The sequence below is a fragment of the Skermanella mucosa genome (assembly GCF_016765655.2).
Taxonomy (GTDB): Bacteria; Pseudomonadota; Alphaproteobacteria; order Azospirillales; family Azospirillaceae; genus Skermanella; species Skermanella mucosa.
Map to the genome: position 1 here is coordinate 3,928,702 of NZ_CP086106.1, position 12,946 is coordinate 3,941,647.

Here is a 12,946-nt window from a genome sequence, read left to right on the forward strand (position 1 = left end):
TCCGGCGAAGCTTTCGTCAATCGAGGACAGGATCATGGACGCAGCGGTACAGCTTGCCCTGATGGAGAAACTGAAGGCCGTTCTGGCCGAGCCGGGGACCTTCATCTCGTTTCCAACCGTGCCGCTCTCGTTCACGAGCGACGGTCTGGCGTCGATCATCGACGGCGCGCAGACGCCGGGGGAACTTCAGATCCAGACCTCGTGGCTCGGCGCCGTCAACCAGGTGCCGAGCGGCGAGATGCTGATGAGCCTCAGCGACCGCTATCTTTGGAATGCGTTCGCCAGCGTCGTCCACGGCCCGGTGAAGCTGGCGCAGGGCACCTTTTCGGCCGAGGACCAGGCGGCGCTGGCCGCGGCCGAGGCGACGCTCTACCGCGCCGACCCCGCCACCGGCCAGCGCGTGCCCTCCGACAAGCTTAAAGCCTACGACCAGCATCGGGACGTCTGGTTCGGCTGGAACCAGACGCTCCGCAAGAGGGAGATCGAGGTCGCGGATTCGGCCGATCCGGACGAGCGGAAATACTGGGACGAGGTCGAGCGACCGACCTATCTCGGCAAGATCCGCGAGGCGGAAGATCTGTGGCGCGTCGCCGGCTTCCGCCAGGAGATCGACGCCGCCTACGCCACCGTCAAGGCGTTCGCGGCGCGCGGCCCCAGCCAGTCCTGGACGCAATGGGGAAGCCGGCTGTCGCTCGACATCGATGCGCAAAGCGACCTCAACAGCGTGAAGTCGGTGCCGACCGGCTTCAGCCCGGTCGACTTCATGCATGCGGGCACCTGGCCGTCCTTCACGCTCGGCAACGCCGAGGTCGGGGCGCTGCTGGCCCGGGCGCCCGCGGACCTGCTGCAACGCTTCGCCGTGACAGGGGTGTCGCCGGACATCGTCAGCGTCTCCTTCGAGTACACGTCGGTGACGATCCTGCGGGACTGGTTCGCGCCGGAGGTCTTCCAGGCCCGCTTCTGGCGCTTCAACGACGACGGACGGCTGCTGTCCGACGGCGCCAACCCGCCCCGGGGCGAGTTGCCGGGCTATATCGCCGCCGTGGTGTTCCTGCGCAACCTGGTCGTCGAACGCCGCGCCGGCAGCCAGCCGGAGCCGGTCCGGCCCGGCTTGGTCCTCAGCCCGTTCATCGGGCTCCGCAAGGACAGCATCCCCGTCTCTCCGGGGCCGATGGCCCCTCGGCCGATTCCGCAACAGGCGGTGCGCGTGCGGGACCATCGGGTGGCGTCACCGCTCCAAGCCGCCGGCGGAGTGATGACGGCCCGGGCCGCCTCGGTCCGGCCGGCGGCCACCATGCGCGTCGCCAACGTCGCCGCGGTGGAGCGCGGCGCCGGGGTGGCCGTGGCGCCCGCCGCGCAGCCAGGCGCCGCGACGCTGAAGGCCATGACCTTCAACCGGCTCGACGCGAAGTACGCCGACATCGCCTCCGTGGAGAAGGAATTGGCGGTCCAGCGGCCGGGCATCCGGCCGCTGCCCTTCCCCCGGCCGCAGCCGGCGCCTTCGCCGCAGGTCACGCGGCAGACCGCCTTCAGCGGCGGCGAATTGGGCGTGCTGGCCTTCGTCTGCCGGTCCCTGCCCCGCTGCCCCGACCCCGATCCGACACTGACGTGGACCTGACGGCCCGCGCCGGCCCGGTCTTCACCGTCGCCCGACCCAGGAAGCATTCCGTCCAGCATTCCCGCAAACCCGAGAGGTCGTCCCATGTCCTTCACCGAGCTTGTCAACATTCCGGCCGGCATCAACCCCAACGTCAGCAGCGCCAAGCAGGCGACCATGCTGTCCCTGCTCGGGAATCCGCGGCAATCCTATGACCAGGAATGCCGGGAGGTGACGGATATCAGGCTGGCCTCCCTGATCACGTTCCGGACGGTGGGCCGCCTGAGGGTCCGGGGTCTTGAGCCTGCGGTCGATTCCCTGGAAAGGGTGCTGGCCGACATCGAGAGCGACGAGCCCGACATATACGCCGTGATGGGCCATGCGGGCATGCTGTGCGCCCGCAATGTCCGGGGCTCCAATACCTCGATCAGCAATCATTCCTGGGGAACGGCCATCGACCTCACGCTGGAAGGAGTCCTCGACCGGCGCGGCGACGGCAGGGTCCAGATCGGCCTGACGCGCATCGCACCGATCTTCAATGCCCACGGATGGTACTGGGGAGCCGGGTTCCGTACCGAGGACGCCATGCATTTCGAATGCAGCGACGAACTCATCCGGCAATGGCACGGGGAAGGATTGCTGGACGGATTGGCTCCGGCCACCGTGCCGGACCCGGTACTGAGCCTTGGCGACCGCGGCCCGGAGGTGCTGGAGCTTCAGAGGAAACTGAACGAAGCCGGCGCCCAGCTGGTCGAGGACGGAATCTTCGGGCGCGGCACCCACGCCGCCGTCATGGCCTTCCAGGCACGGAACGGACTTTCCGCCGACGGTGTTGTAGGCCCCATGACGCGCGAGGCTCTGGGTCTTTGATGGCGATGCGAGAACTGCGAGGCAAGGCGGCTTGGGTGGCCGGGGTGGTGGGCATGTTGATCGCCGCCCTGCCCGCCGGGGCGCAGGTCAGCGAGTATACCTCCGTGGCGGCGGGCGGATGCCGGCAGCCCCCACCGGAGACGACGGAGATCTACCAGGCGCTCGACCTGGGCGTGGAACTGTGCGCGACGCGGCAGGGCATCGACCTGCTGCTGGTTTCGTCCGACCGCAGTTCATGGCTCGACGTCGCCCGGGGCGGCCGGATCTGGACGACCGAGGACGCGGTCGTCTACGACGCGCCGGTCGGCGATTTCCCCAATCTGGGAGCCGATCAGGTCGAGTGGCGGCTCTTCCCCGGCGGGCGGCCCGGAGCGCTGATCTTCCGCGTTGCGGGCCAATCGGAGGACGCCCGGCGGACCCGGCTGTACGTCGTCCGGCTGGAGGAGGACGCGGCCTGCCTGCTCGGCCGCGCGGTCACCAACGAGGAAGCCAGGGCCCTGGCCGATGGGCCGCGAACCTGCGACGAGGAGAACCAGCTGCCTCTCCGGCTAGGGCCGCCTTAGAGCGGTACCCGATCAGGTCGATCCGCCCGGGACAGCCGGACCGATGCGTCGGGCCATGGCCCAACCGACGATCGACGGCCCGCATCACCTCCGCCCTGCATCAGACCACAGGTTGGGCCGTGGCCCGACGCATCGCGACGAGTGGAACGGCAGGCTGCATGGACCGGAGCGGTTCAACTTGGTCGGAAGCCGCTCCAGGGTGCTTGCCCGCCGTCAAGGGCACGCATGGCCCGGACCAGGTCCTCCGCGGCGAGTTCGCGTTCGAAGTTGCGGGCGTGCGGGGCCTGGAGGGTCAGCGCGGCGATGACGGCATAGTCGTCGTCGGTCGGGGCGGCGAGCCCCAGGTCGGCGAGCCCGCAGGGGAGGCCGAGCGCGCGGTAGAAGGCCAGATGGTCCTCCATGAAGGCGGGATCGCGTCCTTCGAGCAGGAACTGGACCAGCAGCGCGTAGGCGACCTGAAGGCCGTGCAACGCCCCGGCCACGGCCGGCACGGCGGACAGGCCGCGCGTCATGGAATGGACGATGGACAGTCCGCCATTCTCGAAGGCAAGGCCGCTCCACAGGACGGTCGCCTCCACCACGCGCTCCACAGCCTCGTCGGTTTCATTACGGTCCACCGCCGCGAGCGCCGCGGCGGCGTGGTCGCGCAGGCAGCGGTAGCAGGCGTCGGCCAGGACGAGGCCCGCCTGGGGCGGCCGGCCCCCAAAGATGTTCCTCCCGCCGCCGCGGGCGCATTGGGCTGCCTCGAAGGACTTGACCAGCGCGTCCCCGATGCCGGCGAGGAAGAGGACGCGGGGCGCCCGGACGATGACCGCCGTATCGACCAGCACCAGCGCGGGATTGCGCGGCAGCTTGTCGACCCGCAGCAGGCGGTGATCCTCGTCGTAGAGCACATAGACGTGGCTGGTCGGCGCGTCGTTGGAGGCGATGGTGGGCAGGCTCGCCACCTCGGCACCGAGCCTGGCCGCCAGCCCCTTGCCGGCATCGATGCACTTCCCGCCGCCGGCCGCGATGACCACATCAGGGCGTTCGCCGCCGAGCGCTCCGAAGAGCCGGTCGATCTCCCCGGGCGTGATCTCGCCGCCGAAGGTCAGCCTGCCAAGGGCGACGCCCGCGGCATCGCAGCTCGCAGCGACCCTCCCTCCGACGATCCCGTCGACCACGTCGTCGGCGACCAGCACGGCGCTTTTGCCGAGCCGCCCGATCTCCTCGCCGATCCTGTCGAGTGTTCCCGGACCCTGGATGTAACGGCCGGGAGAGCCGAAGATGATCATACCTGTCCTTCCATCCGCCAGCGCGCGGCCCCTGGGCCACGTTTGGTGACCAAACTATCAGCGGTCCGGCGAAACGGATAAGCTGATTCCGGGTAAACCGGGGATGGGTCACGAATGATTCCGATGCGCGCCATCAGCATGTTCCACGCGACAGTCAAGGCGGGCAGCATATCGAGCGCCGCGCAGGAACTCGGGGTCACGCCGTCGGCGATCAGCCAGCAGATCCACTCCCTGGAGCTGTTCCTCGGGACCTCCCTGATGGTCAAGGTCGGGCGCCAGGTCAAGTTGACCGAGGCCGGCGAGCGCTATTTCGAGATGATCTCCAACGGGGTCGACCAGATCGCCGAGGCGACGCACCGGCTGCGCGGCTATCGGGCCGCGACGGTGCTGACGGTCCGCGCGGCGCCCACCCTCTCGACCAAGTGGCTGCTTCCCCGGCTCGGCTCGTTCATCGGCAGGTATCCCCAGATCGACGTCCGGATCGACGGAACCAACGAGCCCACGAACTTCGACCGGGAGGACGTCGACGTGGACCTCCGCCACGGCGAGGGCCGCTGGCCCGGGCTTTTCGTCGAGGGGCTGGCCGAGGAGCGTTTCTTCCCCGTCTGCTCGCCGAGCATCGCCGCGGCCGGAAGCCTGCAGCCGGCGGATTTCTTCCGGCATCGCCTGATCCATTCGGTCAAATCAGCGGTCCAATGGACCCACTGGTTCGCGACGGTCGGCATTTCCCCGGAGCAGCGCTGGCAGCGGGTCCTGTTCGACCGGTCGCACATGGTGGTGGATGCGGCGGCCGGCGGCCTCGGCATCGCGCTCGAGAGCAACATGATGATGTGGGACGAGCTGCGCGACGGACGGCTGGTCTGCCCCGTGCCCAATCCGCCGCCGATCACGGCGGTCACGCAGTGGATCGTCTGTCCCCCCGATCGCCTGCGCCTGTCCAAGGTCCGCTCCTTCATCGAGTGGCTCCGGGCGGAGCGTGACACGTGGCTGGCCGAGGTCGCCGCGACCAACCGCTGACCGGCTTCCATCGTTTAGCTGACCTAACAAACGGTCCTGGACATCTAAATTGTGGTGCCATCGCGGACCCGCGTAGCATGATCGGCAAGAAGTGAGGTCCCACGGAGGACCCCCGCAGAACAAAACGATCCGCGAGCGCGGGCACGGTGAGGAAACGAGACAGAAACCATGCAGAATCCGGAAGTCCGGGAACCGTCTTGACGGGCGCGCCGTCCGCGCGCCGCCGGTTCCCCTAGCCACCCCTGACCATACCGGTTTGAAATCCGGACAGCCGCCGGCCGCGTCGCGCGCAGGCGGCATGGGGAGACGCGTCTCCTCCCCGCACCCTCGATCAGCATTCTGGAAGGATTCAAGATGAACCTCGCGTCCAAGCTTCTCGAACGGGCCTCGGCCACCGGGCCGGTTCGGGTCGGCATCATCGGAGCCGGCAAGTTCGGCTCGATGGTGCTTTCCCAGGCCCAGAGGATCCCAGGGTTCCATGTGGTCGGCGTCGTCGATCTCGACGTCGCCAAGGCCCGGGAGTCGATGAAGCGGGTCGGCTGGCCGCAAGAGCGCTGCGGCGCCGCGAGCATGGGCGAGGCGATCCGGAAGGGAACCACCTGCGTGACCGACGACGTCGCCGCCCTGATGGGATGCGAAGAGGTGGAGTGCGTCATCGAGGCGACCGGACACCCGATCGCCGGCGTCCGCCACGCCATGGCGGCGATCGACCACGGCAAGCACATCGTCATGGTCAACGTCGAGGCCGACGTGCTCTGCGGGCCGCTGCTCGCCGAGCGCGCCCGGGCCAGGGGCCTGGTCTATTCCATGGCCTACGGGGACCAGCCGGCGCTGATCTGCGAGCTGGTCGACTGGGTCCATGCCTGCGGGTTCGAACTGACGAGCGCCGGCAAGGGCATGAACTTCGAGCCGCGCTACCGCTACTCGACGCCCGATACCGTCTGGAGCTTCTTCGGGTGGACGGAAGAGGAGGTGGCGAAGGGCGACTTCAATCCGAAAATGTACAATTCCTTCACCGACGGCACCAAGGCGGCGATCGAGATGGCGGCCGTCGCGAACGGCACCGGCCTCGATTGCCCCGACGACGGCCTCGCCTTCCCGCCCGCCGGTCTCCACGACCTGGCGCGCGTCTTCCGCCCGGCATCCGACGGCGGACGCCTGGCCCGCAGCGGCCTCGTGGACATCGCCGCGAGCCAGGAGCCGGACGGCAGGGAGGTCATGAACAACATCCGCTACGGCGTCTTCGTGACGTTCAAGGCGCACAACGAATATTCCCGCGCCTGCTTCAAGCAGTACGGGCTGCTGACCGATCCGTCCGGCTGGTACGCCTCGATGTGGCGGCCCTTCCACATCATCGGCCTGGAAACCTCCGTCAGCGTCCTGTCCGCAGTCCTGCGCGGCGAGGCGACCGGCACGTCCAAGGAGTTCCGCGGCGACGCCGTGGCGACCGCCAAGCGCGACCTGAAGGCCGGCGAAATGCTCGACGGCGAGGGCGGATACGCGGTGTGGGCGAATGCCATTCCGGCCACGCGCAGCCTCGAGGCATCGGCGCTCCCGATCGGCCTCGCGCACAATGTCAAGCTGAAGCGGCCGGTGGCGCAGGACGCCGTCGTCAGCTTCGACGACGTGGAACTGGTCAACGACCTTGATGTGGTCGATCTCCGCCGGACCATGGAGCGGCAGTTCGGCAGGACGAAAAGCGAGGCGGCATAGGCTTCCACGAGCACGCGAACCCAGGCCGAGCGGCCAAGACAAAACAGGCCAAGACAAAACAGGGAGGAAAGCAATGAACAAGTCTGCCGAAGGATTGAACCGCCGATCGGTTCTGGCGTTCGGCGCCGCGGCCGCGGCGCTCACGGTGATCCGGCCGGGTTCCGCCCGGGCCGCGGCCACGATCAGGCTGGCGGTCGCGGACCCCGCGGGCTCGTCTGTCGGCAAGGCTGCGGCGCGGTTCGCGGAGCTGGTCCGGGAATCGACCGGCGGCGCCGTGCAGATCATGGTCTTTCCCGACGGCGTCCTGTTCGGCAACGACCAGAACGCGGCGGTCAATCAGCTCGGCGGCGGCGCGCTCGACGGGCTGATCCTGGCGAGCAGCGTCTACGCGTCGTTCGAGCCGCGCATGAACGCGGTCAGCCTGCCCTACCTGTTCTCCGACTACGACCAGCTCAGGGGCTATCTCCGCGGCGCGCCAGGACAGGAACTGCTCGGTTCGCTCGACCGCTTCAAGATCGTCGGCCTGGGCATGATGCTGCGGACCTTCCGCAACACGACGACGCGGGACAGGGCGATCACCCGGGTGGAGGACTTCCAGGGCCTCAAGGTGCGCGTTCCGAACAACCAGCTCTTCGTCCGGCTGTTCAGGGCGCTCAACGCCAATCCGACGCCCATGGCCTTCTCGGAAGTCTACACCGCGCTCCAGCTCGGCGCGATCGACGGCCAGGAGAATCCCGTCGAGGTGCCGCTCAACAACCGGTTCTACGAGGTCCAGAAGCACCTGAACCTGACCCGGCACGTGGCGGACTCCTACCTGCTCGGCCTCAGCCGCCCCGCCTGGCAGCGCATTCCCGAGGACCAGCGGGAGAACGTGCGTGCCGCCGCGGCGAAGATGGCCGAGGAGCACAATGAAAACGAGATCCGGCAGGAGGCTTCGATCATCGCCGCGCTCCGCGAGAAGGGCATGACGGTGAACGAGCTCGGAGCCGGAGAACCCCAGAAGCTCCAGCAGATCGCGGCCGGCCTCTATCCCGAGTTCTCCGAAAGCATCGGGAAGGAGTTCCTGGACAAGAGCCTTGCCTTCGTGGGCAAGTCGTGACCAGCGTCGGCTATCAGCAGATGCGGCGGCAACGGGCGAACCTAGACCACCTGATCTGGAGAGCGGTCGATGCCCTGCTCTTCGTGATCGTGCTGGGCCTGGTGGTCACGGTCTCGTGCCAGGCGTTGAGCCGCCTGACCGGTGCTTCCGTCCCCTGGACCGAGGAGCTGTCGCGCTTCCTGTTCATCTGGACGGCGTTCCTCGGCATGGCGACGGGCTTCCGCCGAGGGGAGCACCCCAGCATCACCTTCCTGATCGACGCCCTGCCGGGTTGGGCTCGGGTGGTCTCGCGTTACCTGACCGCCGTCTCGACCACCGTCCTGTTCGCCATCATCGGCTGGCACGCCGTCGGGCTGCTGATGCAGCAGATGGATTTCGGCGAGACATCCCCCGTGCTCGGCATCGGCATGTGGATCGCGACCGTGCCGGTGATCCTGGGATCGGTCCTCGCCACGGCGGGCTGCCTGATCGAGGTCCTCGGCAAGACCGAGGCCCGTCAGGGCGGCACCGGCGTCGCCAGCCTCAACCGGGAGAGCGGTCCATGAGCCTCATCCTGCTGACGATCTTCCTCGGGCTTTCGCTTCTCGGCGTGCCGCTGGCCGTGGCGCTCGGCCTCGGGGCGGCGGCCACGCTCTGGTACCACGACCTGCCGCTGTCCATGGTGACGCAGTCGATGGCGACCTCGATCAACTCCTTCCTGCTGATCGCGGTGCCCCTGTTCGTCCTGGCCGGCCACATCATGGAACGGGGCGGACTTTCGGAGCGCATCTTCAGCGCCGCCGAGGCCTGCGTCGGGCGCTTCAGGGGCGGGCTCGGCCATGTCAACATCCTGTCCAGCTTCGTCTTCGGCGGGATTTCGGGTTCGTCGGTGGCCGACATCGCCAGCATCGGGCGGATCACCATCGGCGCGATGACGGCCCGGAACTATCCCCGACCCTACTCCGCCGCCCTGACCCTGATCACCTCGACGCTCGCGACGCTGGTGCCGCCGAGCATCCTGATGATCGTCGCGGCCGCGGCGGCGGGACAGTCCGTCGGCCAGGCGCTGGCGGGGGGCCTCGGGCCCGGCATCCTGCTGGTCACGGCGCTGCTCGTCTACAATGCCCTGGTATCGAAGGCGAAGGGCTACGGGACGCTCCTCCCGTTCGACCCCAGGGCCAACCTGAAGGCCATCGCGCGGGCCCTGCCCTCGCTCGGCGCGCCGGTCATCATCCTGACCGCGATGTTCACCGGGATCGTCACCCCGACCGAGGCCGCGGCCCTCGCCGTCCTGTACACGCTGGCCGTCGGGTTCCTGGTGCATCGCGAGATCGCCTTGGCCGACCTGCCCGAGCTGCTCATCGGTGCCGGCCGGACCGCCGGGACGGTCCTCCTGATCCTGATGGTCGCCAGCACGGCCACATATGTCTTCACCATCGACATGCTGCCGTCGAAGGCGTCGTCGTCGATCATGGCCCTGACCACCGACCCGAGGCTGGTGCTCCTGCTGATGGGCCTGATCTTCCTCGCCGTCGGCATGCTGATGGACATCGTGGCGGCGGCCCTGATGCTGATCCCGATCCTGATGCCGGCCGCCCTGCAGGTGGGCGTCGATCCGCTGCACTTCATCGTCTTCATGGTGGCGGCCCTGGCGATGGGGTTGGCGACTCCGCCCGTGGGGACCTGCCTGTTCGCGACGGCCCAGGTCTCGGGAGTTCCCATCGAACGCCTGGCGCTGGCGACAATGCCGTTCTATGTGGTCAACGTGGTCGTGCTGACGCTGATCGCCCTCCTTCCCCAGGTGGTCCTGTGGCCGGCTCGGTTTCTCACATGAGCACACCCCGGAGAGCCGGCCATGCGCCCGCCGCGACGCATGGCTGGTTTCTCCGGTCTCGCCCAGAGGCATCGGCATAGGCTATCGAGGAGGCGTTGCTCCGTTGCTCCAAGGAATGATGCCGCCGTGCCGTCCAAAAACCGCCTCTTCGACCAGGTGTGGCTTCTGCTGATGCTGCCGCCCCTGTTCTGGGCCAGCAACGCCATCGTCGGCCGGGCCGTGGCCGGGGCGGTGCCGCCGGTGGGTCTGGCGTTCTGGCGATGGACGCTGGGCGCGCTGCTGATCCTCCCCTTCGCGTGGCGGCACCTGGGGGCCGACGCGGATGTGCTGAAGCGGCACTGGGCGGTGATCGGAACGCTGGCCCTGACAGGCATCGCCGTCTTCAACACCCTGGTCTATCTCGGCCTGAACACCACGTCGGTGCTGAACGCGGTCATGATGCAGACCGGCATTCCGCCGCTGATCGTGCTGATGAGTTTCCTGATGTTCCGGGACCGCGTTTCCGCGGTGCAGGGAGCGGGAATCGCGCTGTCGCTGGCGGGGGCGCTGACGCTGATCTCCAAGGGCGACCTCGGCGCGCTGGTCCGGCTGGACCTCAATCCCGGCGATCTCTGGATCTTCCTGGCGGTCATCAGCTACGCGGGCTACACGGCCCTGCTGCGGCGGCGCCCGGCGGTGCATGCCTTCAGCTTCCTGTTCGTCACCTTCGCGGCCGGCGCCGCCATGATCCTGCCCCTCTACCTGGTGGAGACGCTCGGAGGGCGCCCCTACGAGGTGACGGCGCTGGCGGTCGGCGCCACCGTCTACGTGGCGCTGTTCCCGTCGATCCTGGCCTATCTCTGCTTCAACCGGCTGGTGGCGGTGGCGGGGCCGAACCGCGCCGGGATGTGCATCCATCTGGTGCCGGTGTTCGGAACGGTGCTGGCGATCCTGTTCCTGGGAGAAACGCTCCACGTCTTCCATGTCGCAGGCATCGCGCTGATCGCGGTCGGGATCATGCTGGCGACGCGCCGCCGATGAAATCGGCCGTTGCTCCAAGAAATTCTTGCGTTATACCAAAGCAATACTGCCGTTCATGGTACCCGGATCGACGGAAGAGTTTCCCACGAAACATGGACGGCACATGAGAACAGTTCCTACAATCGCCCGCAGGTATCGTAACGCCAAGCGGGACCCGGCGGACAACATCAGGACCAGATCACGATGACCCAGTCTCCGAATCAGCCGTCCCCAGGCCAACCGGCCGTTTCCCCCATCAACGATAAGTGGGCTCCCTACCGGCACCCGCAGCCGGTGGATTCCCCGCCCGAGCTGGTGATCCCGAACGCGATCCCCACGGACGAGCGCATCTGGGTCCCGGTCGAGGAGAATGTCTGGTTCCGTCCCCTGCTGCTCGCCGCGTCGCGCGGCTACTGGATGAACCTGCTGCGCGTCAGGAAGGCCGGCGTGCTCTCCCGCCACCGCCACCCGCAGCCCGTGCACGCCTTCGTCCTCAAGGGCGAGTGGCGCTATCTGGAACATGACTGGGTCGCGACCGAAGGCTCCTATGCCTACGAGGCGCCGGGCGAGACCCATACGCTGGTGGTCGATCCCCACGTGGAGGAGATGATCACCCTGTTCCAGGTCAACGGCGCCATGATCTATGTGGACCCGGACGGCAAGACGCTGGGCTACGACGACGTCTTCACCCGCATCGAGAAATGCCGTGCCCATTATGCCACGAACGGCCTCGGAGCGGACTATATCGACCAGTTCATCCGCTAGGCGCAGAAACTTTTTCGCAAAGCTGTTGCACACCGGCGCGTGTCCAGGTAAGCCGAGCAAAATCAACGAACAAGCCGAATAGGGAGACTTTGATGAAACGCCGTCAATTCCTGACGACCGCCGGCGCGGGCATCGCGACCGCCGGCGTCGCGGCCCCCGCCATCGCCCAGAGCTCGCCGGAAATCCGCTGGCGCCTGACTTCGGGCTTCCCCAAGTCGCTCGACACCATCTATGGCGCGGCCGACCTGATGTCGAAATATGTTTCCGAGGCGACGGACGGAAAATTCCAGATCCAGCCCTTCGCGGCAGGCGAGATCGTCGGCACCTTCCAGGCGCTCGACGCGGTCGGGAACGGCACCGTGGAAATGGCGCACTCGTCATCGTATTACTATGTCGGCAAGGATCCGACCTTCGCCTTCGCCAGCGCCGCTCCGTTCGCGCTGAACACGCGCCAGCAGAACGCCTGGATGTATCATGGCGGCGGGCTCGATCTCTACAACGAGTTCTACAAGAAATTCAACGTATACATGCTTCCGGGCGGCGCCACCGGGGCCCAGATGGGCGGCTGGTTCCGCAAGGAGGTGAATACCGTCGCCGACCTCGCGGGCCTCAAGTTCCGCATCGCCGGCCTGACCGGCGAGGTCCTGGCGAAGCTGGGCGTCATACCGCAGCAGATCGCGGGCGGCGACATCTACCCCGCCCTGGAGCGCGGCACCATCGACGCGGCCGAATGGGTCGGCCCCTACGACGACGAGAAGCTCGGTTTCCAGAAGGTTGCGCCGTATTATTATTATCCCGGCTTCTGGGAAGGAACCGGGATGATGCATTTCTTCTTCAATCAGCAGAAGTGGGAAGAGCTTCCGAACAGCTACAAGGCCATCCTCCGGGCGGGCGCGGCCTACGCGAACGTGGACATGGTCGCGAAGTACGACGCCAGGAACCCGGCGGCGCTGAAGAGGCTGGTCGCGGGCGGCGCGCAGCTTCGGCCGTTCTCCCAGGAAATCCTGGAAGCGTCCCTGAAGGCGGCGCAGGAGGTCTATAACGATCTCTCCGCCAAGAACCCCGACTTCAAGAAGATCTATGATTCGATGCGCGCCTTCCGCAGCGAGGAATACCTGTGGTTCCAGGTGGCGGAGTTCTCCTTCGACAACTTCATGATCCGCGCGCGCTCCAAGCTCTGATCGGCACGGCCGGTCGAAGCCCGTAAAGCCATAACGACGTCCCGGCCCCCGGCCG

General features: G+C 67.4%; 12 protein-coding genes. 11 read left to right on the forward strand and 1 reads right to left on the reverse strand.

Features of this window, described 5'->3' with window-relative positions; translation table 11 throughout:
* Window positions 1-34 precede the first annotated feature (34 nt).
* The 3 genes from JL100_RS18195 (at window position 35) to JL100_RS18205 (ending at window position 3,030) form a co-directional block, all read left to right on the forward strand.
* A complete protein-coding gene (locus JL100_RS18195) occupies window positions 35-1,618 on the forward strand; it encodes a hypothetical protein (protein WP_202678961.1) in 1,584 nt (527 codons plus the stop codon).
* Window positions 1,619-1,702: 84 nt separating this feature from the next.
* Window positions 1,703-2,467, forward strand: coding sequence for a peptidoglycan-binding protein (locus JL100_RS18200; protein WP_202678962.1), 765 nt, complete (start codon window positions 1,703-1,705; stop codon window positions 2,465-2,467).
* A gap of 53 nt (window positions 2,468-2,520) precedes the next feature.
* Complete coding sequence (locus tag JL100_RS18205; protein ID WP_202678963.1) at window positions 2,521-3,030, forward strand: hypothetical protein; 510 nt, start codon at window positions 2,521-2,523, stop codon at window positions 3,028-3,030.
* Window positions 3,031-3,203: 173 nt separating this feature from the next.
* On the opposite strand, the gene JL100_RS18210 is transcribed toward JL100_RS18205, so the two are convergent.
* A complete protein-coding gene (locus JL100_RS18210) occupies window positions 3,204-4,304 on the reverse strand; it encodes a glycerol dehydrogenase (protein ID WP_202678964.1) in 1,101 nt (366 codons plus the stop codon).
* A gap of 123 nt (window positions 4,305-4,427) precedes the next feature.
* Here JL100_RS18210 and JL100_RS18215 point away from each other — a divergent pair, with 123 nt between their 5' ends.
* The 8 genes from JL100_RS18215 to JL100_RS18250 all read left to right on the forward strand — a co-directional run bounded on the left by JL100_RS18215 (window position 4,428) and on the right by JL100_RS18250 (window position 12,891).
* Window positions 4,428-5,321: a LysR substrate-binding domain-containing protein gene (locus JL100_RS18215; RefSeq protein WP_202678965.1), complete on the forward strand. Its 894-nt coding sequence runs from the start codon at window positions 4,428-4,430 to the stop codon at window positions 5,319-5,321.
* Window positions 5,322-5,675: 354 nt separating this feature from the next.
* Window positions 5,676-7,034, forward strand: coding sequence for an NAD(P)H-dependent oxidoreductase (locus tag JL100_RS18220; protein ID WP_202678966.1), 1,359 nt, complete (start codon window positions 5,676-5,678; stop codon window positions 7,032-7,034).
* Window positions 7,035-7,107: 73 nt separating this feature from the next.
* Window positions 7,108-8,133, forward strand: a complete 1,026-nt coding sequence (locus JL100_RS18225) for a DctP family TRAP transporter solute-binding subunit (RefSeq protein WP_202678967.1) — start codon at window positions 7,108-7,110, stop codon at window positions 8,131-8,133.
* Window positions 8,130-8,678 carry a TRAP transporter small permease gene (locus JL100_RS18230; protein ID WP_202678968.1) on the forward strand — a complete coding sequence of 183 codons (549 nt, stop codon included), beginning with the start codon at window positions 8,130-8,132 and terminating at the stop codon, window positions 8,676-8,678. Before JL100_RS18225 ends, JL100_RS18230 begins: the two co-directional genes overlap by 4 nt.
* Window positions 8,675-9,946, forward strand: coding sequence for a TRAP transporter large permease (locus JL100_RS18235; RefSeq protein ID WP_202678969.1), 1,272 nt, complete (start codon window positions 8,675-8,677; stop codon window positions 9,944-9,946). Before JL100_RS18230 ends, JL100_RS18235 begins: the two co-directional genes overlap by 4 nt.
* Window positions 9,947-10,072: 126 nt before the next feature.
* Entirely contained in the window at window positions 10,073-10,966 is an 894-nt protein-coding gene (locus JL100_RS18240) for a DMT family transporter (RefSeq protein ID WP_228420777.1), read from the forward strand.
* 273 nt (window positions 10,967-11,239) lie between these two features.
* Window positions 11,240-11,710 carry a 2,4'-dihydroxyacetophenone dioxygenase family protein gene (locus JL100_RS18245; protein ID WP_202678970.1) on the forward strand — a complete coding sequence of 157 codons (471 nt, stop codon included), beginning with the start codon at window positions 11,240-11,242 and terminating at the stop codon, window positions 11,708-11,710.
* A 92-nt stretch (window positions 11,711-11,802) separates the two neighbouring features.
* Window positions 11,803-12,891 (forward strand): TRAP transporter substrate-binding protein, encoded by a 1,089-nt coding sequence (locus tag JL100_RS18250; RefSeq protein WP_202678971.1) that lies wholly within the window; start codon window positions 11,803-11,805, stop codon window positions 12,889-12,891.
* Window positions 12,892-12,946 lie beyond the last annotated feature (55 nt).

Coding starts and splice junctions, on each gene's coding strand:
- JL100_RS18195 (WP_202678961.1), top strand. CDS start 35: ATGGACGCAGCGGTACAGCTTGCCCTGATGGAGAAACTGAAGGCCGTT.
- JL100_RS18200 (WP_202678962.1), top strand. CDS start 1,703: ATGTCCTTCACCGAGCTTGTCAACATTCCGGCCGGCATCAACCCCAAC.
- JL100_RS18205 (WP_202678963.1), top strand. CDS start 2,521: ATGTTGATCGCCGCCCTGCCCGCCGGGGCGCAGGTCAGCGAGTATACC.
- JL100_RS18210 (WP_202678964.1), bottom strand. CDS start 4,304: ATGATCATCTTCGGCTCTCCCGGCCGTTACATCCAGGGTCCGGGAACA.
- JL100_RS18215 (WP_202678965.1), top strand. CDS start 4,428: ATGCGCGCCATCAGCATGTTCCACGCGACAGTCAAGGCGGGCAGCATA.
- JL100_RS18220 (WP_202678966.1), top strand. CDS start 5,676: ATGAACCTCGCGTCCAAGCTTCTCGAACGGGCCTCGGCCACCGGGCCG.
- JL100_RS18225 (WP_202678967.1), top strand. CDS start 7,108: ATGAACAAGTCTGCCGAAGGATTGAACCGCCGATCGGTTCTGGCGTTC.
- JL100_RS18235 (WP_202678969.1), top strand. CDS start 8,675: ATGAGCCTCATCCTGCTGACGATCTTCCTCGGGCTTTCGCTTCTCGGC.
- JL100_RS18250 (WP_202678971.1), top strand. CDS start 11,803: ATGAAACGCCGTCAATTCCTGACGACCGCCGGCGCGGGCATCGCGACC.